The following is a 21,045-nucleotide window of genomic DNA, read 5'->3' as shown; positions in this document are numbered from 1 at the left end:
TCTATGTATTTGAATCAAAGAAGTGAACTGAGCTCGTACAATATCGGTGACTTTTCTTATGCCGGGCCAGATTTCCAAGTGTTGACTTGGGGGGAAGGAACGACATTACATATTGGGAAGTTTTGTTCCATTGCAAACGAGGTGAAAATTTTTCTAGGCGGGGAACACCGTACTGATTGGGTCACAACGTATCCGTTTAATCAAATTTTTAAAGAAGCTGCCCATATTAAAGGACATCCCAAATCGAAGGGGGATGTTCATATTGGACATGACGTATGGATTGGATATGGTGCAACGATTATGTCAGGAGTATGTATAGGAAACGGGGCCGTGATCGGGGCAAATAGTGTGATCACAAAAGATGTGCCGCCATATGCAATTGCCGCAGGAAATCCCCAGCAGCTCATGAAATATCGATTTTCATCTGAAATAATCGAAAAACTGCAGTTATTAGAATGGTGGAATTTAGAGTTTTCAATCATCCAATCTATTTTTCATCTTTTGCAATCGTATGATATTGAACAGTGTATAAATGTAATAGAAGACATAAAAAAGAAAGACTGAAAAAGCCTTTCTTTTTTTAGTTTAGCTAAGACGTATGATGGTCAAGGCTGCTCCAGCAGCACCACCTCCGCCAACTAAAATAGCTGTGACAACCGCCCCAAAAAACTGCAGTGAGATGGTATTACCAGCTGTTAAATTAACAATAACAGTGTTGTTGATTAATGAAGTTGAGATAACAGGTGATTGAACAGAACCAGAAATAGTAGTTGTTCCATTTAAAAGCAAACGTGTATTAATCAAAAGAGCTGTAGTGGTGTTGATTTGATACGTAATATAATATTTACCAGTTTGCAGAACGGTAAAAACAGTACTTGTGCCGTTTGCTGTAAAACCAGTAATGTTTTGAAAGTTTGGCAAAGGAATATTCGTTCCTCCTGCTACAGTAACGATGGTAGGGCCAGAACTATTAGCAGCATAAAGTGCTGTATCTGTAAAACCACCTGTTCCAGTAGCCCCAGTGACACCTGTCACGCCAGTAGGACCTGTTGGTCCAGTAATACCCGTGGCCCCGGTAGGTCCGGTAGCTCCAGTGATCCCCGTGGTCCCGGTAGGTCCAGTTAAACCGGTGATCCCCGTAGCACCAGTAGGTCCAGTTGAACCAGTGATGCCCGTGGCGCCAGTAGGTCCAGTAGCTCCAGTAATCCCCGTGGCACCGGTAGAGCCAGTTGATCCAGTAATACCTGTCGCACCAGTAGGTCCAGTTGAACCAGTGATCCCCGTTGCGCCGGTAGAGCCAGTAGCTCCAGTAATCCCCGTGGCACCAGTAGGACCGGTAGCTCCAGTGATCCCCGTCACACCAGTAGGACCTGTTGGTCCAGTGATGCCCGTGGCCCCTGTATCACCAGTAGCTCCGGTAATCCCTGTCGCACCCGTAGGTCCAGTTGATCCAGTGATGCCCGTGGCACCAGTAGGACCGGTAGCTCCAGTGATCCCCGTCACACCAGTAGGACCGGTAGCTCCAGTAATCCCCGTGGCACCAGTAGGACCCGTAGCTCCAGTGATACCCGTTACACCAGTAGGACCCGTAGCTCCGGTAACCCCTGTCGCACCAGTAGGACCGGTAGCTCCAGTGATCCCCGTCACACCAGTAGGACCTGTTGGTCCAGTAATACCAGTGACACCAGTAGGACCGGTAGATCCTGTAATACCGGTGGCACCAGTAGGACCGGTAGATCCGGTAATCCCCGTGGCGCCAGTAGGACCGGTAGCTCCAGTAATCCCCGTGGCACCAGTAGGACCGGTAGATCCGGTAATACCGGTGGCACCAGTAGGTCCAGTTGATCCAGTGATGCCCGTGGCGCCAGTAGGACCAGTAGCTCCAGTAATCCCCGTGGCCCCAGTAGGACCGGTAGATCCGGTAATACCGGTGGCACCAGTAGGTCCAGTTGATCCAGTGATGCCCGTGGCCCCTGTATCACCAGTAACTCCAGTAATCCCCGTGGCACCAGTAGGACCTGTTGGTCCAGTAATACCAGTGACACCAGTAGGACCGGTAGCTCCGGTTGAACCGGTGGCACCAGTAGGTCCAGTTGAACCAGTGATGCCCGTGGCCCCTGTATCACCAGTAGTTCCGGTAATCCCTGTCGCACCCGTAGGACCCGTAGCTCCAGTAATACCCGTCGCACCAGTAGGTCCGGTTGAACCGGTGATCCCCGTGGCACCGGTAGGTCCAGTTGAACCGGTGATCCCCGTGGCACCAGTAGGTCCAGTTGAACCAGTGATGCCCGTGGCGCCAGTAGGACCAGTAGCTCCAGTAATACCCGTCGCACCCGTAGGACCTGTTGGTCCAGTAATACCAGTGACACCAGTAGGACCGGTAGATCCGGTTGAACCGGTGGCACCAGTAGGTCCAGTTGATCCAGTGATACCCGTCGCCCCTGTATCACCAGTAGCTCCGGTAACCCCTGTCGCACCAGTAGGACCCGTAGCTCCAGTGATCCCCGTCACACCAGTAGGACCTGTTGGTCCAGTAATACCAGTGACACCAGTAGGACCGGTAGATCCGGTTGAACCGGTGGCACCAGTAGGACCGGTAGATCCGGTAATCCCCGTGGCGCCAGTAGGACCGGTAGCTCCAGTAATCCCCGTGGCGCCAGTAGGACCGGTAGATCCGGTAATACCGGTGGCACCAGTAGGTCCAGTTGATCCAGTGATGCCCGTGGCCCCTGTATCACCAGTAACTCCAGTAATCCCCGTGGCACCAGTAGGACCTGTTGGTCCAGTAATACCAGTGACACCAGTAGGACCGGTAGATCCGGTTGAACCGGTGGCACCAGTAGGTCCAGTTGAACCAGTGATGCCCGTGGCCCCTGTATCACCAGTAGTTCCGGTAATCCCTGTCGCACCCGTAGGACCCGTAGCTCCAGTAATACCCGTCGCACCAGTAGGTCCGGTTGAACCGGTGATCCCCGTGGCACCGGTAGGTCCAGTTGAACCGGTGATCCCCGTGGCACCAGTAGGTCCAGTTGAACCAGTGATGCCCGTGGCGCCAGTAGGACCAGTAGCTCCAGTAATACCCGTCGCACCCGTAGGACCTGTTGGTCCAGTAATACCAGTGACACCAGTAGGACCGGTAGATCCGGTTGAACCGGTGGCACCAGTAGGTCCAGTTGATCCAGTGATACCCGTCGCCCCTGTATCACCAGTAGCTCCGGTAACCCCTGTCGCACCAGTAGGACCCGTAGCTCCAGTGATCCCCGTCACACCAGTAGGACCTGTTGGTCCAGTAATACCAGTGACACCAGTAGGACCGGTAGATCCGGTTGAACCGGTGGCACCAGTAGGACCGGTAGATCCGGTAATCCCCGTGGCGCCAGTAGGACCGGTAGCTCCAGTAATCCCCGTGGCGCCAGTAGGACCGGTAGATCCGGTAATACCGGTGGCACCAGTAGGTCCAGTTGATCCAGTGATGCCCGTGGCCCCTGTATCACCAGTAACTCCAGTAATCCCCGTGGCACCAGTAGGACCTGTTGGTCCAGTAATACCAGTGACACCAGTAGGACCGGTAGCTCCGGTTGAACCGGTGGCACCAGTAGGTCCAGTTGAACCAGTGATGCCCGTGGCCCCTGTATCACCAGTAGTTCCGGTAATCCCTGTCGCACCCGTAGGACCCGTAGCTCCAGTAATACCCGTCGCACCCGTAGGACCCGTAGCTCCAGTAATACCCGTCGCACCAGTAGTTCCGGTTGAACCGGTGATCCCCGTGGCACCGGTAGGTCCAGTTGAACCGGTGATCCCCGTGGCACCAGTAGGTCCAGTTGAACCAGTGATGCCCGTGGCGCCAGTAGGACCAGTAGCTCCAGTAATACCCGTCGCACCCGTAGGACCTGTTGGTCCAGTAATACCAGTGACACCAGTAGGACCGGTAGGTCCAGTTGAACCGGTGATCCCCGTGGCACCAGTAGGTCCAGTTGAACCAGTGATGCCCGTGGCGCCAGTAGGACCAGTAGCTCCAGTAATACCCGTCGCACCCGTAGGACCTGTTGGTCCAGTAATACCAGTGACACCAGTAGGACCGGTAGATCCGGTTGAACCGGTGGCACCAGTAGGTCCAGTTGATCCAGTGATACCCGTCGCCCCTGTATCACCAGTAGCTCCGGTAACCCCTGTCGCACCAGTAGGACCCGTAGCTCCAGTGATCCCCGTCACACCAGTAGGACCTGTTGGTCCAGTAATACCAGTGACACCAGTAGGACCGGTAGCTCCGGTTGAACCGGTGGCACCAGTAGGTCCAGTTGAACCAGTGATGCCCGTGGCCCCTGTATCACCAGTAGTTCCGGTAATCCCTGTCGCACCCGTAGGACCAGTAGCTCCAGTAATACCCGTCGCACCCGTAGGACCCGTAGCTCCAGTAATACCCGTCGCACCAGTAGGTCCGGTTGAACCGGTGATCCCCGTGGCACCGGTAGGTCCAGTTGAACCGGTGATCCCCGTGGCACCAGTAGGTCCAGTTGAACCAGTGATGCCCGTGGCGCCAGTAGGACCAGTAGCTCCAGTAATACCCGTCGCACCCGTAGGACCTGTTGGTCCAGTAATACCAGTGACACCAGTAGGACCGGTAGGTCCAGTTGAACCGGTGATCCCCGTGGCACCAGTAGGTCCAGTTGAACCAGTGATGCCCGTGGCGCCAGTAGGACCAGTAGCTCCAGTAATACCCGTCGCACCCGTAGGACCTGTTGGTCCAGTAATACCAGTGACACCAGTAGGACCGGTAGATCCGGTTGAACCGGTGGCACCAGTAGGTCCAGTTGATCCAGTGATGCCCGTGGCCCCTGTATCACCAGTAACTCCAGTAATCCCCGTGGCACCAGTAGGACCTGTTGGTCCAGTAATACCAGTGACACCAGTAGGACCGGTAGATCCGGTTGAACCGGTGGCACCAGTAGGTCCAGTTGAACCAGTGATGCCCGTGGCCCCTGTATCACCAGTAGTTCCGGTAATCCCTGTCGCACCCGTAGGACCCGTAGCTCCAGTAATACCCGTCGCACCAGTAGGTCCGGTTGAACCGGTGATCCCCGTGGCGCCAGTAGGACCAGTAGCTCCAGTAATACCCGTCGCACCCGTAGGACCTGTTGGTCCAGTAATACCAGTGACACCAGTAGGACCGGTAGATCCGGTTGAACCGGTGGCACCAGTAGGACCGGTAGATCCGGTAATCCCCGTGGCGCCAGTAGGACCGGTAGCTCCAGTAATCCCCGTGGCACCAGTAGGTCCAGTTGAGCCAGTGATGCCCGTGGCACCGGTAGAGCCAGTTGATCCAGTAATACCTGTCGCACCAGTAGGACCTGTTGGTCCAGTAATACCAGTGACACCAGTAGGACCGGTAGATCCGGTTGAACCGGTGGCACCAGTAGGTCCAGTTGATCCAGTGATGCCCGTGGCCCCTGTATCACCAGTAACTCCAGTAATCCCCGTGGCACCAGTAGGACCTGTTGGTCCAGTAATACCAGTGACACCAGTAGGACCGGTAGATCCGGTTGAACCGGTGATCCCCGTGGCACCGGTAGGTCCAGTTGAACCGGTGATCCCCGTGGCACCAGTAGGTCCAGTTGAACCAGTGATGCCCGTGGCGCCAGTAGGTCCAGTTGAACCAGTGATGCCCGTGGCGCCAGTAGGACCAGTTGAACCAGTGATGCCCGTGGCGCCAGTAGGTCCAGTTGAACCAGTGATGCCCGTGGCGCCAGTAGGACCAGTAGCTCCAGTAATCCCCGTGGCACCAGTAGGACCGGTAGATCCGGTTGAACCGGTGGCACCAGTAGGTCCAGTTGATCCAGTGATGCCCGTGGCCCCTGTATCACCAGTAACTCCAGTAATCCCCGTGGCACCAGTAGGACCTGTTGGTCCAGTAATACCAGTGACACCAGTAGGACCGGTAGATCCGGTTGAACCGGTGGCACCAGTAGGTCCAGTTGATCCAGTGATGCCCGTGGCACCGGTAGAGCCAGTAGTTCCGGTAATCCCTGTCGCACCCGTAGGACCAGTAGCTCCAGTAATACCCGTCGCACCAGTAGGTCCGGTTGAACCGGTGATCCCCGTGGCACCGGTAGGTCCAGTTGAACCGGTGATCCCCGTGGCACCAGTAGGTCCAGTTGAACCAGTGATGCCCGTGGCGCCAGTAGGTCCAGTTGAACCAGTGATGCCCGTGGCGCCAGTAGGACCAGTTGAACCAGTGATGCCCGTGGCGCCAGTAGGTCCAGTTGAACCAGTGATGCCCGTGGCGCCAGTAGGACCAGTAGCTCCAGTAATCCCCGTGGCACCAGTAGGTCCAGTTGAGCCAGTGATGCCCGTGGCACCGGTAGAGCCAGTTGATCCAGTAATACCTGTCGCACCAGTAGGTCCAGTTGATCCAGTGATCCCCGTCGCGCCGGTAGAGCCAGTTGATCCAGTAATACCTGTCGCACCAGTAGGTCCGGTAGCTCCAGTGATCCCCGTCACACCAGTAGGACCTGTTGGTCCAGTGATCCCCGTCACACCAGTAGGACCGGTAGATCCGGTAATACCGGTGGCACCAATAGGACCGGTAGATCCAGTAATCCCCGTGGCACCAGTAGGACCGGTAGATCCGGTAATACCGGTGGCACCAGTAGGTCCAGTTGATCCAGTGATCCCCGTCACACCAGTAGGACCTGTTGGTCCAGTGATCCCCGTCACACCAGTAGGACCGGTAGATCCGGTAATACCGGTGGCACCAATAGGACCGGTAGATCCAGTAATCCCCGTGGCACCAGTAGGACCGGTAGATCCGGTAATACCGGTGGCACCAGTAGGTCCAGTTGATCCAGTGATCCCCGTCACACCAGTAGGACCTGTTGGTCCAGTGATCCCCGTCACACCAGTAGGACCGGTAGATCCGGTAATACCGGTGGCACCAATAGGACCGGTAGATCCAGTAATCCCCGTGGCACCAGTAGGACCGGTAGATCCAGTGATGCCCGTGGCACCGGTAGGTCCGGTAGGTCCAGTGATCCCCGTCACACCAGTAGGACCTGTTGGTCCAGTAATACCAGTGACACCAGTAGGACCGGTAGATCCGGTAATACCGGTGGCACCAGTAGGACCGGTAGCTCCAGTGATACCCGTTGCCCCCGTAGGCCCAGTAGCTCCAGTAATACCCGTGGCCCCGGTAGGACCGGTAGCTCCAGTGATACCCGTTGCCCCCGTAGGCCCAGTAGCTCCAGTAATACCCGTAGCGCCAGTAGGACCGGTAGCTCCAGTGATCCCCGTCACACCAGTAGGACCTGTTGGTCCAGTAATCCCCGTGACACCCGTAGGACCGGTAGCTCCAGTGATCCCCGTCACACCAGTAGGTCCAGTTGAACCAGTGATACCAGTGGCCCCGGTAGGTCCAGTTGATCCAGTGATCCCCGTAGCGCCGGTAGAGCCAGTTGATCCAGTAATACCTGTCGCACCCGTAGGCCCAGTATCTCCAGTGATCCCCGTAGCGCCAGTAGGTCCAGTTGAACCGGTGATCCCGGTGGCACCAGTAGGTCCAGTTGAACCGGTGATCCCCGTAGCGCCTGCAGGCCCAGTTTCACCTGGTGCTGCTAAAAGTGTGTAATCTGACGACGTATCTGGCGTACCTGAAGGTGGTGCAGAATCCACTATATACGTACCACCACCATAAGTGACCACTTGCCCTACTGAATATGTTGTTGCCATAACAGGGTCATAGGCTTCAACACCAATTAATCCGATCCCAGTAGGCCCCGTAGGCCCAGTTTCTCCAGAAGCAGCCAAAAGGGTATAGTCGGGGGAGAGTCCAGGTATTCCTGATGGAGCGTCAACATTGGCAATGTAAGTACTGCCATTAAACGTGACCACTTGCCCTGCATCGTAATCTTGTGATTGTGAGGGATCAAAAGGAAGAGCGCCGGTTAACCCGCCAGCAGGTCCAGTAGGTCCGGTTGGTCCAGGGGGACCTGCTGGGCCTGCCGGGCCTCTTGGTCCAGCTCTTTGATTTGGTTTTGATTGTTTTATTCCTTTTGCAATCTGGCAAGGTTGATTCCCTTGAGATATCTTTTGTGTTGGATATTCTTGTTTAATGAATGGACAGTCTCTTTTTCGAGGACGGTCATGACGTGATCTTTTGTAATGAGGCTGTTCATGGTATTTACCGCAAAAGGGACATTTGTGTTCGAATTGATTGTACAAATTGCCCATCTCCTAGAATTGATATTTCATTCTATGTGCAAATTTTCAAATTGGAAGTAAAACCTAGGAAATCATCATTTCGAAAATCATCGAATCAAATCATTTAAATCTTTCATGGATTTGTGTTATGGTGTTGAAAGTATAAAATAGTATGATTTTTGACAGAAATGGGGACATCATTTATGAGTCAATCAGTTTTACAAGGCAAAGCCTATTCCGTTTTAAATTTATCCTCAGTGACAGAAGGAGGTACCATTAAAGAATCTTTTGATCGTAGTATGGATTTAGCAAAGAAGGCGGAGAAGTGGGGCTATCATAGATACTGGCTGGCAGAACACCATAACATGGAAGGGGTAGCGAGCTCTGCAACGTCTGTTTTAATTGGATATATTGCGGGAGGAACCGAAAAAATCCGAGTAGGATCTGGCGGGATTATGCTGCCAAACCACTCTTCACTTGTCATTGCCGAACAATTTGGCACACTTGAGACATTGTATCCAGGGAGAATTGATTTAGGTCTTGGCAGAGCACCAGGGACGGATCAGTTAACAGCAAGAGCGCTTAGACGTAATCTTCATAACGGAGAAGATTTCCCAGAGCAGCTTGAAGAACTTCGTCAATATTTCAAGCCGACCGGTCAGGTTAAAAAACATGTAAGAGCTGTTCCAGGAGAAGGTCTGGACATTCCGATTTGGCTCCTTGGTTCAAGTGGTTTTAGCGCCAGACTTGCAGGAGAACTTGGATTACCATTTGCCTTTGCAGCACATTTCTCACCTAAAAATACAATTCCTGCGTTAGAGTTGTACAGACAGTCATTTAGACCTTCTGATGTATTAAAAGAGCCTTATGCCATGGTCGGTGTGACGGTTTTTGCTGCAGATGAAACAGAACGGGCTGAATACTTGGCAACCTCTCATTATCAGCGGTTTTTAAGTCTCATTCGCAACACACCAGGAAAACTGAAGGCGCCTGTCGACAGCATGGACGGTCTTTGGAGTCCATATGAAAAGGCGATGGTGGATGAACAATTAAGCTCGACTATCATTGGGGATAAAGAAAAAGTAAAAATAGAATTAGAAGCCTTTATTGAAGCTACACAAGCAGATGAAGTGATGATTAATTCTGATATGTTCGATCATCAAGAAAGAATGCGTTCGTATGAAATCATCGGAGAGATCTTTCAAGAGGCACAAGAAAAATAAACATAAAAAAAGAACTGCACAGAGCAGTTCTTTTTTATTTAAGCTTTTGTAAAAATGCGAAATGGTTGTCCGATTGGCAGAACAATACGGCCAAAATGTGTATTAAGGACAACAGCTGCAGAACCATAAAATGAAAGCAGGGAAATAATCAATTCTGCAATACCAGCCATGGTATGAGTCACATCGTACATCACACCAAAAGTGCTAAGGGAAAGACCAATGAATAAGAAATCAATAAAGACGAAAATCAAAAATAATACTTTATGTGTTTCCATTGCACCAATCGTCATAAACAAGCTGAAAATCAAATAACCAATAAACGCAAAACCTAACTGTTTTGGATCTGCTGCTCCCGCAAGCGTTTTCCCAAAAACGCCGGCTTGAATGAGCCAAGTTGTTCCAACGCCCATCCAGAAAAGACCGAATGCGCCAAAAGCAGTGGCTCCAAAAATATTATGATGCTTTGAATCTTGTATGGACGCGATCAGCTGCGCGATTCCTCCAAGGAAGATAGCCCAAGGTAAAATAAGGGAAGTGCCATCTGTGATTCCTAGTTTTTGTGAGGACGCAACGAGCGTCACCATTGCTAAACCAAACAAACCAAGTGGTGTTGGGTCTGCAATTGATAATCGAATTGCTTGAACATTCTGTTTTTCCATAATGACCTCCTACAATTTGCACTTACAAAAGATACTCGAATTCGATAGAAACGTCAAGCTCTTTTTTAGTAGACACTTGCATCGTCTTCCAAATAAATCTATATTTAATACATATCAAATGTGATAGAAAAAGAGGGATAAAATGAGGAAGGGCTTATCTGGAAAAACGATTGCCATTTGTGGAACGAGAAAAACAGAAGAAATGCGTACACTTGTCGAAAAGCAAGGGGGACAAGCCGTTATTCGTTCTCTTCAAGGAACCGTATTTTTAGCCAAAGAGGAATTAAAGCCAGGCATAGAAACCTTTGTGAAACAAGGGGCCGACTGGGTGATCTTGACAACAGGCATCGGTACAGATACATTGATTGAGAGTGCACAAGAGCTGCAGCTTGGTAAAGAATTTATGAACATTCTATCAAATGCCCATATTGCTTCAAGAGGGTACAAAACCTTTGCTGCTTTGAAAAAACGCGGAATTCAGCCTGAGGTCTCTGATGAAGACGGTACAGTTCGTGACTTGATTTCAAAGCTTGAAGACAAGGAATTTCAAGGCAAACGTGTGATGGTGCAGCTTCATGGTGAAAATGCACCAGCTCTCATTCAGTTTTTACATGAAAAAGAGGCAGATGTTTTGCCGCTTTTACCATATCAGCACACACCTCCTGAACCAGAGGCAGCTGAAACGCTGCTGAAAGAAATGAAAGATGGACAAGTTCATGCCGTTTGTTTTACAACCGCTGTCCAAGTTCACGCCTTTTTCAAACTAGCTGCAGAATGGGGAAGAAAAGAAGAATTGCAAGCATTATTCGAGCAGCACGTGCTTGCAGTAGCCGTCGGGAAAGTCACTGCTGAAGCTTTAAAAGAAGAGGGAATAGACCGAATTCTTGCCCCGTCACTTGAGAGAATGGGTGCAATGATAATAGAGCTATCCCGATATATGGAAAAACAATCAGCACACTCATAAAAAAACGCCTTTCACCAGATCAGTGAAAGGCGTTTTGGTTAGATTGTCCGTTTTCGATTCGTCCGAATTTTTTTGAGTACAAAGTAGAGAACAATCAGGACAATGGCAATGACCATAATAGGGGTTGTATAAGCATGAGCAACACTTTGAATATGATCCCATTTTGTCCCAAGCTGCATGCCAAGATAGATAAATAAGATAGACCAAGGGATGGCAGCTAATCCTGTTAAGAAAACGAATTTCAAAAAAGGCATCTTGGCAATACCCGCTGGAATCGAGATGGCATGACGGACAACAGGGATAAAGCGGGCGGTAAAGACTACACCGGTTCCATACCGGTCAAACCAGCGCTCTGCAGTCGCGATATGATGTTCATGGATGAACAAATACTTTCCATACTTTGTTAAAAAAGGTCTTCCGCCGTACAGACCGATCCAGTAAATAAAACACTGGGCGAGCGTACCACCGATGACGCCGGCAATCACAGCTCCTACAAAACCAATTGTGCCTGTTGACACCATATATCCGCCATAGGCAAGTACAATTTCACTCGGAATGATTTCAATCATCAGCCCTAGTGCTACACCTACATAACCAAGGCTTGTCAGCCAGGTTAAAATTTCATTAAAAAAGGTTCCCATTCATTTCACTCTGCCTTTAAATACGATTTTTCTTCAAGCATCCTTATAAGAGCCTATGCTTGTTTTGCTTTTCTCATGAGTATGCTTTCTATATATGCCAGCATGGCTTGCGGCTCATACAGACACCACTGAACCTGGCTTTTTCATCAAGTCTATGTTAAAAAGCTCTCGTCTAGCAGATTTTATCATACCATATTTGCCGGCATTTAGACGATCTACTTGCTATGTGAAAAATAGTCACCATAAAAGAATAGGCTGCATCCGTTTTTTCAGCAGAACATGATATAATTTGCTAGATGAAACGAACGGGTGGTGCACAAACATGTATTTAACAATTGCAGAAACAGCTGAATACTTGGAAGTATCAGAAGCGTATATTAAAAAATTAATCCAGCAAAAAAAGATCCGTTACGTATTTGACGGGGAATCTTATCTTATTTATCAAGGGCAGTTTCAAACGCATTTAAAGCAGCTCGAACAATATAAAGAGCTCGTCCAAGAGATCTTAAATGAACCGATTCCGGAAGACCCCGATGTAAAGGATGAAGATTAGAATATTGTCATTTTTTCAATTGATTCAACATGGATCAATGTAGAAAGAATAATCTTTATATTAACTTATGCTCAAATGGTTTCCGCTCTTTCTCGAATGACAATCATTAGCAGTAAAAGGAAGTGAAAATGGTGGGGACAACTACTTTATGTGAAGCCTGTCAAAAAAACGAAATGAATGTTGTAGAAGCGTCTGATGAACCGAAACAGCCTTATCACTTAGCCGTTCTCCGTTCTCCATTCTCCTAACCAATTTTTACTGCACGATGATTTTTATGGAGAGGACGGACAGGCTTTCCAATCAGAGAAGGACGTCATCGTCACCAAAAGTGAGAAAGCACCAACATTACACGTCGTTAGGCATGATTTGGCGTCTTTAATAGACTTTTCAATTACTAGATGGTTTCTTGAGGATGATGTCATCGATGCGCTGAAACAGCACGACCGGCAAAAAATCTTGGATTCTGTTCATAGTAGGTTTTATGAAACGGAGCATGCCGAAGTGAAATCACGAATGTTAGAAATCGCAGCTGATGTTCTAGGTACAGTTGCCGCTGAATGGGTAAGAGAACTTTTGGATCAGGCGGACGAAGAATTCCTTTATCCGCTTTTGTGGGCAGCAGCCAGCTGTTTGCCAGAAGATGAGGGATTACACCATATATTGAAAAAAATGAAATCGATCAGTGAAAAAGAATTGCCGTTAGAGGCTTTTATTTGCCTGCACCGTTTCCGTTCTCACAAAATATTGGATTGGATGGAGTCAAATTGCACCCATTTTCACGATCAGTGGGGAAGGCTGGCAGCCGTCAGCTGTCCAACCTGGGAAAGAATGAAATCTTGGCTAAACAAAGGAAGACCTTTCTGCTTCATTGCACTAGATACAATGGCAAACTGTGCAAAAGGGAATGGACCGGCTCTTGTGGAACAATTTTCACCTAAAATCCTTAAAACTGATAAAAATGAAGTAGAGAAGATTTTACATGATGTTAATCAAAAAGATCAGGTTCCACGAGTGAAAATGAAAGTGTCCAAAATCTTGGAGAACAAACAAGACATATTTGAATAAGCCCTTTTATTGGCTGACTCCCGTTTGAACAATTTTCATGCGGCATTTCACTTTTACATCCGCATCAGGATAAATGTCTTGCCATTTTTCTGGTGTCATTGCCTTGTCTTTTGATCTATATCTAAGGCCCAGTCCAAGCGGGTCTATGTTTTGCTTTTTAAAGGACTGTACAAGATCTTCTCCTTGCTGAGTGATACGTTTTTCAACTTCTTTTTCGACTTGGTCCAATATATTCGGTTTATCGATTTTTTTGGACTTCATGAATTCTTTTAATTCGCCTTTTAGTTTGATATCTATCGTGATATGAGGCTTTTTTGTTAGGTTTTTCGTCGGTTTGATCTGGTAAGACACATGTGATTTGATATTTTCAATGACAACATGAGTCTTCGCTCGATCTTGCAATTGAAACTCATAGATGCCATTTTTATGATTTTCAATCATCGCTTTAAATGTGAACGTGTCTTCTCCTGGAATATGACCCACCATTTTTTCTTGATCAAATAGAGCAACGCCCGAGACCTTGATGGCATTGCTTGTTCTTTCAATGTAAGGGAGATAAGCATCGACCCCTTTTGCCATCATCTGATTCATAAAAATATGCTGATTTGTGACTGGCTCATTGCCATTTCGCATATTTTGCGCTAACAGATCAGAGAGATATACACCTATATTTAAGTTCGTTTGATTCATTTTTGTGTATAATAATTCTTCGACTTCTCCGCCAACAATCGCAAACACTTGGCGTGAACCAATAATAGGATCACGATAAATGTAATTCATTAAATCGATCATGCCGACTTCTTTTGCTAACTTTTCACTGACTAAAATAACGAGCACCTGGCCCATAACCACCGGAAAAGGCGATTTTTCTGACACGAGAAATTGGATATTACTAATCGTGTTTGACTTTGCACTTAATATTTGATAGCTGCCTTGCTCTTCACTTTTAAAGACGGGAAAGACAAAAAAGCCCTTCATTTCGCCATCTTCCATTAAATCAAATCCTGCCGCCTGAGAGATATTTAATTCATCTAATAGCCGGGGCTGTGCACAGCTAGTTAACAAAAGACTAAACAACATAAGACCTATGAGTACATACTGTTTCATGTTCGTTTTTTCACCCACCTTTTTTTCAGCATCAGTCCAATGACCATACAGACAATCAATCCATAGATCAGAATGAATCCGCTATATTCCACCCATTGATTAAAGGTTTCAAAAGAAGTTGCACCGGCAAAAAACGAAAACATGATCAGAATGAGAATGCTGAGACCGATTAAATTGACGCGCTGGCTTGTATGAAATACTTGTTTCGCCATTCGGCTCGCAGCCCATAATGGAATCGCGATATTTGGAATAATAAGAAGCAGCCAAAGAGACACTTCAATAAATTCAAAGCGCTGAATGAAGGGAAGTTTCACAATGCTTGTTAACGTCAATGTTGGCCATTTTGTTAATTTAAGCTGAGCACTCGAATAATACGCAATGGATACGAGAAAGACAAGTAAATTTAAGCATGTCGTGAATAATGCTCCCATGTGGGCAAATTTTTGTGACGTTTGTGCTTTTTTAATAAAGGGATAATAGACAAGCAGCGTTCCAAAACCAAACATGGGTAAGGAGGCATCTTTGAGACCCATTACCAGCTGCGAGAATGTATGATCAAACATTGGAAACATAAAGCGAATGTGACTATATTTCATGACGTAAAAGCAAATAAACGTCATCCAATATGTGAGTATAATGCTAAAAAACGCCCATCCTGCAATGGTTCTAAAGCCGCCGGTATGAATGTAATACACTAGCACAAGCAGTACAGCAGCAAACAAAAAACCCGGAATTTCTTTAAACAGCCACACATGGATTACATCCATATAATGGACGAGGACAGTAAGCGACAAACATGAAAAGTATAAGATGTAGAGAATATTGAATAATTGCCCAATCCATTTACCAAATACGAATTTTGTAATATGAACAAATTCATCCGAAGGAGCCTTTTTAAACATCAAGTAAATCAGAAAGATCATCACATTGACACTGATGCCAGAAATTAGAATGGCGATCCATCCGTCATTATTCATGGAACGGACAAGGTTCGTTTGAAAGTTTAAAATGCCGACACCTACTTGATTGGCATTAATGAGAAAAAACACAAAAAAAGGGGATATTTGAAATTTCTCTTTGACAGAAGAAGAGCTCATGCCTTCACTTCCTTATTCATAAAAATCATTTTTCCCCTTCCGGCCTTGCTTAGGCTTTGGCTGGTGAATGGTTCTATTTTGTCCGCGTAAATTATCCGGCCTTTTATTCAAAAAGCGAAGCTGAGGGCGAATCAAACTGCTCTTTAAATCAGCTAGACGAGGTGGATAAATGGGTTCAAGGTATGGCTGCCCAATAGTGGTTAATTTCATCAAATGGGTGATCAGAAAAGCGCCCATCAGTGAAATTCCTAAGGCTCCCCAAACCTGTGCTGCAAATAGAAAAGGGAACCTCAAAAGCCGGATGGCATTTCCCATTTTATAGATCGGGGTGACAAAGGAAGCTAGAGCAGACAATGCCACAATAATCAGCAGGATATTACTTGTTAAGCCCGCTGCCACCGCCGCCTGTCCAATGACGATCCCGCCAACAATCCCGAGTGTTTGTCCTACCTTTGTCGGAAGCCTGGATCCAGCCTCTCTTAGTAATTCAATCGAAATCTCTAAAAATAGTGCCTCAATGATCGGAGGAAATGGCACAAGATAGCGCGAGGACACAATGGTTTCTAATAAATCCTTTGGGATCAGCTCATAATGAAAGGTTAAAACGGCTACATATAAAGGTGTCGCAAAAATGGAAAATATCACAGCAAATATGCGTAACAGCCTAAAGCAAGAAGCCGCAATCCATGACATATTATAGTCTTCCATAGTGGAAAAATACTCAAGTAAAATAGTCGGGGCAAGCAAGACATGAGGCGAACCATCCACTAATATGGCAATTTTCCCTTCTGATAAGCCTGAAGACACGCGGTCGGGTCTTTCTGTATTCAAAAACAACGGAAAGATCGTATTGGACACATCATAAAGCATTTGAGCAAGGTAATTCGCATCTGAAATCTGATCATAATTAACGTCCTCAATTCGCTGAAGAACCGTTTCGATGTTTTCCGGGTTGGCGATTTCTTCAATATATAACACGGCTACTTTTGTTTGAGACAGCGTACCAACCGTCTTTTCCTCAACTTTCAGGTTAGGCGTCGGCAGCCGCCGCCTGACCAAATTTAAATTGGTATCTAAAACCTCCACAAATGCTTCCTGAGCACTGATAATGCCAAATTCAATCTCAGGCGGACCTACTTGTCTGCCTTTCTTTTCTTCAATCGGCAAAAGAAGCGTTTTGCCCCAGTCTGTCTCAAGTCTAATGGCAATGCTGCCCCGGTGAAGGGCTTCTTCCACTTTTTGAAGATCGCTCGTGATGACAGCCTGCTCAATGGGAATTCGTTCTTTCAGCTCTTCAAGAGTGGGTGTCAGGTGCAGTTGTTTGAGGGAGGGGAGGATTTGTTCATGTAGAAGATGTCCATTAATTAACGAACGAAAAAAGGAAATCCTATACAGGAAATCTCCATTTCGAGACAGCTCATTTGTAAAATCAGCAGAACGTGATAATGCTTCAAATACTGAATTTGAGTCCTTGTGTTGTTTGTTTTTCTTCAGCATTTGAACCAGCTCCTTCGGCGATTTGCCTCTATTATCTAACCAATTGTCTAAAGATATGCATGAAAAAAAGCGTTCAGCTTGATGGGCTGGACGCTTTTTTTCCATATAGAACGGCTTCTAATAATAAATCAGCTAAATGGACCGCGCGCATGCTCGGCGAGTGCCCTGAGCGTTTGATGCCTGCTGCCATTTGTAGCTGACAGCCTGGATTAGATGTAACGATGGCAGCCGCCTTTGTTTGGCTGGCTTCTGTCATTTTATGATCTAAAATTTGCATTGACATCTTTGGCTGCAAGATGTTGTAAATGCCAGCTGAACCGCAGCACCGGCCCGCATCCTTCATTTCTTTAGATGATACACCCTGAATGGCCTTCATCAGCACCCGTGGCGCATGCTGTACACCCATTCCGTTCCGCAAATGACAAGAATCTTGGTAAGTGATGACTTGCTCTGGCAAAGCAAGCGGCATGCGGCGGTGAAATTCCAGCTCCACTAAAATGTCTGATATATCCGTGATTTTCTTTGAGAAGTCTTCACTTCGCTTTTGAAAATCCGGATCATCGCAAAGCAAATGATCGTAATCACTTAAAAAAGCGCCACAACCGCCCGCATTCATGACAATGGCATCCGCATCTATCTCTTCAAAAGCTTCAATATTCCGCTTTGCTAACTGTTTCGCTTGTTCTTTTTCACCGCTATGGCCATGGAGCGCTCCGCAGCACGTCTGAATAGGAGGAACGAAGACGTCACAGCCTGCCAGCTGCAAAAGCTGGATGGTTGCTTCGTTTGTACTGGAAAAAACCGTGTCCATTAAACAGCCAGTAAAAAAGGCGACCCGTTTTCTCGCTGGGCCGGCGGCTTTGTATTCCGTCAAACGGCTTTTCTGTTGACGCGGCACCTTTGGAAGCGCCTGTTCCATCAGGCGTAAGTGCGGTGGAAGCACCTTCAGCATGCCAGTTTTGCGGGCTGCCGTTTGCAGACCAGATGTTTGATAAAATCGAAGAAGTCCTGCCGCTTTCCGCATTCGGCTCTGTGAAGGAAAGAGACCTTTAAACACTACACGTCTTACAAGTTTGACAGGGATGGATTGTTTTTTGTGCTGCTGAATGATGTCTCTTGCATCTTCAAGTAACCGTCCATATTTAACGCCGGAAGGGCAGACCGGTTCACATGCACGGCAGCCAAGACAAAGATTCAGCGAATGCTCGACATCTTCATCTGGCTCAATGACGCCGTCTCTCACCGCCTTCATTAAAGCAATTCGGCCGCGGGGAGAGTGTGTTTCTTGCTGACCAGATTCAATATAAGTCGGGCAGGAAGGAAGGCAGAATCCGCAGCGCATGCAATTGAGCAGCTCTTTTTCGTCCATTTGCTGCTGAAATGCTTGCTGAATCTCTGTTTGTTTAGAACTCATGAGACCACCACCCGCTTTCTTGCGGCTTTTCCAAACACTTTATCAGGGTTCATGATATTTTCCGGGTCAAGCGCTTGTTTGATCGCTTTCATTGCCGCAATGCCTTCTTTTTTAACCTTTAGTTCTAAGTAAGGGGCTTTCATAAGACCCACGCCATGTTCACCCGTAATGGTGCCGCCAAGTGAGACTGCTTTTTCAAAAATGGCCTGAAAGGCTTCTTCCACCCGTTTCATTTCTTCTTCATTTCTTGCATCTGCTGCACAAGTAGGATGCAAATTGCCATCACCTGCATGACCAAATGTACAGATTTTCACATCGTACTCTCTCGCAATGTCTTCGATCGCCCGCACCATGCTGGCAATTTCAGACCGGGGGACTGTGGCATCTTCTAAAATGGTCGTCGGGCTTAACCGGGCGAGAGCTGATAAAGCAGATCGTCTCGCTGTTAAAAGGGCATTGGCCTCTTCTTCAGAATGTGCGATATTCACTTCTTTTGCACCGTGCTGCTGGCACACTTTTGCGATGCGCTGCATATCACGGGCAACCGCCTCAGGATGGCCGTCTTGTTCGATTAACAGCACCGCTTGAACGTCAGTCGGCAAACCGATTTTTGCAAAGTCTTCAACGACTTCCAAAGTCGGCTGATCCATAAATTCTAATGTGGCGGGGATGATACGCTCTGCAATAATCGCCGACACTGAAGCGGCGGCTTCCTCTAAACTTTCATATAAGCAAAGCATCGTTTGTTTTGTTTCTGGAAGCGGCAAAAGCTTCAGCGTGGCTTCAGTGACAATCCCGAGCGTTCCTTCTGAACCTACGAACAAACGGGTCATATCATACCCAGCCACGTCTTTTGCAAGCTTGCCGCCTGTTTTGATGATATCACTGTTTGGCAGAACGACTTCAAGTCCAAGTACATAATCTCTTGTCACTCCATACTTTAATCCCCGGAGACCACCTGAATTTTCATTAATATTTCCGCCTAATGTAGAGATTTTCATAGAGCTTGGATCAGGTGGATAGAAGAGGCCTTTCGCCTCTACTTGGCGAATGAGTTCCTGTGTGATCAAACCAGGCTGCACCGTTGCTGTCAGGTTTTCTTCATCTATTTCTATTAATTGGTTCATTCTTGTAAACAGCATCACAAGTCCGCCTTGAGTGGGACATGTGCCTGCACAAAGGTTCGTTCCTGATCCTCTTGGCACGATCGGAATGTTATATGAGGAGCAGAGCCGGACAATTTGCTGGATTTCCTCAGCCGCGTGCGGGCTTACGATGACATCTGGCATATGCTGAAAATTTGGTGTTGCATCATAAGAGTAGGCAAGCCGATCGGCTTTACTGTCCTGCATGAAAGACGCACCGACAATCTTTTTTAATTGATTTAAAAATTCAGAATGTAACATACGCATTCAACTCCTATTGATAAGACGTATCGTTTCTTTCAGTATAAAAAAAGAATCGCCTCATGCCTATGGACGATTCTACAAAATATCGGGCTGTTCGCTTCGTTTTTTTGGATCATGATCTAATAACATGAAAGCTAAATAAAAGAGCATTGCATCTTGCATACGCTTTGGATCAAGTGTCGTTAAATCTTGGATGCGTTTTAGCCTGTAATGCAGTGTATTGATATGGACATGCATCGCTTCTGCTGTATATTTCAATGAGCAATCTGATGTCATAAGCACCCGCAATGTTTTCACTAATTCAGGATAGGGGAGAAGAGGGGCGATTGTTCGATCAAGAAACACTTCTTTTGTTTCCTGACTCACTTCCTCCATAAAAAGTTCAAGCGTTAAATCTTCATCAAATACAATCGGTGTATCAGCATGTGCCATTTTTAATGCTCGAAAGGCTTGTTGAAACGATTGCTTCATCAAATGAGCAGCTGCTGGTTTTCCCGCTCCAATCAAAACCCCGGGCGAGCTCCGCGCCGTAAGGGAGGCATGGATGTGAAACAGGCGCTGCTGCAGGGCTTTACGATCATCTGCTGTTGTTTGCAGCATGAGTAAAAAGCGGCCATGCCCCCAGCGGACGATGATCTCCTGGCTGTTGAGATGCAGCGTTTCCTTCAATTCTTTGTATTGATTTTGCTTCATAAACGATTCATCCTGACAATCGATCAGAACAACCGCGCGCTTCTTGTTGATATCAAGCTGAAGCCGCGACGCTTTTTGAGTGAGATCAATCGCTGTCTCTGGCAGATGAAGCCAGTCGAATACAAACGCTTCGAGCTGACGTTCATCCGTTTCAGTTTCTTGAAAAAATTCATGTTCATGAATAAGCAGCTCGGTCATTTTTCTTAATATTTCGCCAAAAGGAGACACATGTACAGGATCTCCTGTCATTCCAATGACCCCGATGACCTCTTGCTTAAAATAAATAGGCAGATTGATGCCAGCTTTGACGCCTTTCATGTGCTGCTGGTCATCCTTTGTGAGAATTCGTTTCTGTCCTTCAAAAGATGTCAGATACGCTCCTTCATGAAATTGTCCAACGCGCGCTGGATCTGTTGCTGCAATGATGGTGCCGTTTGTTTGTGCGATGATGATTTCCTCAGTCAGCACCTTTTTAACCTCATCTACGATTTTTTCTGCCAGTGTCATTGTGAGCAAAACGTACCCCTCCG

14 protein-coding genes are annotated in these 21,045 nt (G+C 47.4%); 5 read left to right on the top strand and 9 right to left on the bottom strand.

Translation table 11 applies throughout. The features are described 5' to 3' along the window. The first annotated feature begins 3 nt into the window (after positions 1–3). On the top strand, positions 4–564 hold the full coding sequence (locus MHH65_RS09280; protein WP_098677729.1) for a CatB-related O-acetyltransferase: 561 nt from the start codon (positions 4–6) through the stop codon (positions 562–564). Positions 565–585: 21 nt separating this feature from the next. Here the strand turns inward: MHH65_RS09280 and MHH65_RS09275 are convergent, their stop codons facing one another. After that, positions 586–8,223 carry a hypothetical protein gene (locus tag MHH65_RS09275; RefSeq protein ID WP_342497904.1) on the bottom strand — a complete coding sequence of 2,546 codons (7,638 nt, stop codon included), beginning with the start codon at positions 8,221–8,223 and terminating at the stop codon, positions 586–588. A gap of 173 nt (positions 8,224–8,396) precedes the next feature. Here MHH65_RS09275 and MHH65_RS09270 point away from each other — a divergent pair, with 173 nt between their 5' ends. Next, the gene (locus MHH65_RS09270) at positions 8,397–9,416 is read left to right on the top strand and encodes an LLM class flavin-dependent oxidoreductase (protein ID WP_034284055.1); all 1,020 of its coding nucleotides are present in this window, start codon (positions 8,397–8,399) and stop codon (positions 9,414–9,416) included. A 38-nt stretch (positions 9,417–9,454) separates the two neighbouring features. Here MHH65_RS09270 and MHH65_RS09265 read toward each other — a convergent pair whose 3' ends face one another. Then, on the bottom strand, positions 9,455–10,075 hold the full coding sequence (locus tag MHH65_RS09265; RefSeq protein ID WP_024425703.1) for a GPR1/FUN34/YaaH family transporter: 621 nt from the start codon (positions 10,073–10,075) through the stop codon (positions 9,455–9,457). A 142-nt stretch (positions 10,076–10,217) separates the two neighbouring features. Between MHH65_RS09265 and MHH65_RS09260 the strand changes: the two genes are divergently transcribed. Continuing rightward, entirely contained in the window at positions 10,218–11,039 is an 822-nt protein-coding gene (locus MHH65_RS09260) for a uroporphyrinogen-III synthase (RefSeq protein ID WP_098677244.1), read from the top strand. Between the two features lie 38 nt (positions 11,040–11,077). On the opposite strand, the gene MHH65_RS09255 is transcribed toward MHH65_RS09260, so the two are convergent. Continuing rightward, entirely contained in the window at positions 11,078–11,680 is a 603-nt protein-coding gene (locus tag MHH65_RS09255) for a DedA family protein (protein WP_034284052.1), read from the bottom strand. 322 nt (positions 11,681–12,002) lie between these two features. Here MHH65_RS09255 and MHH65_RS09250 point away from each other — a divergent pair, with 322 nt between their 5' ends. Both MHH65_RS09250 and MHH65_RS09245 read left to right on the top strand, forming a co-directional pair. After that, entirely contained in the window at positions 12,003–12,233 is a 231-nt protein-coding gene (locus MHH65_RS09250; protein WP_034284049.1) for an excisionase family DNA-binding protein, read from the top strand. A 501-nt stretch (positions 12,234–12,734) separates the two neighbouring features. After that, positions 12,735–13,298, top strand: coding sequence for a hypothetical protein (locus MHH65_RS09245; protein ID WP_255290974.1), 564 nt, complete (start codon positions 12,735–12,737; stop codon positions 13,296–13,298). Between the two features lie 6 nt (positions 13,299–13,304). Here MHH65_RS09245 and MHH65_RS09240 read toward each other — a convergent pair whose 3' ends face one another. From MHH65_RS09240 to MHH65_RS09215, 6 genes are all read right to left on the bottom strand, one after another. Then, entirely contained in the window at positions 13,305–14,405 is a 1,101-nt protein-coding gene (locus MHH65_RS09240; RefSeq protein WP_046311370.1) for a Ger(x)C family spore germination protein, read from the bottom strand. Continuing rightward, positions 14,402–15,502: a GerAB/ArcD/ProY family transporter gene (locus MHH65_RS09235; protein ID WP_041117651.1), complete on the bottom strand. Its 1,101-nt coding sequence runs from the start codon at positions 15,500–15,502 to the stop codon at positions 14,402–14,404. Before MHH65_RS09235 ends, MHH65_RS09240 begins: the two co-directional genes overlap by 4 nt. Positions 15,503–15,514: 12 nt before the next feature. Then, positions 15,515–16,999, bottom strand: coding sequence for a spore germination protein (locus MHH65_RS09230; RefSeq protein ID WP_098677260.1), 1,485 nt, complete (start codon positions 16,997–16,999; stop codon positions 15,515–15,517). A gap of 73 nt (positions 17,000–17,072) precedes the next feature. Next, on the bottom strand, positions 17,073–18,413 hold the full coding sequence (locus tag MHH65_RS09225; RefSeq protein WP_098677245.1) for a (Fe-S)-binding protein: 1,341 nt from the start codon (positions 18,411–18,413) through the stop codon (positions 17,073–17,075). Continuing rightward, positions 18,410–19,819, bottom strand: coding sequence for a glycolate oxidase subunit GlcD (gene glcD, locus MHH65_RS09220; RefSeq protein ID WP_268414599.1), 1,410 nt, complete (start codon positions 19,817–19,819; stop codon positions 18,410–18,412). Before glcD ends, MHH65_RS09225 begins: the two co-directional genes overlap by 4 nt. Positions 19,820–19,897: 78 nt before the next feature. Then, positions 19,898–21,031, bottom strand: a complete 1,134-nt coding sequence (locus MHH65_RS09215) for a sugar diacid recognition domain-containing protein (RefSeq protein WP_326355675.1) — start codon at positions 21,029–21,031, stop codon at positions 19,898–19,900. Positions 21,032–21,045 lie beyond the last annotated feature (14 nt).

The organism is Bacillus sp. FSL L8-0654 (genome assembly GCF_038629965.1).
Lineage (GTDB): Bacteria > Bacillota > Bacilli > Bacillales > Bacillaceae > Bacillus > Bacillus safensis.
Note: the sequence above shows the minus strand (reverse complement) of the source record. Positions and strands in the feature narration are given on the sequence as shown.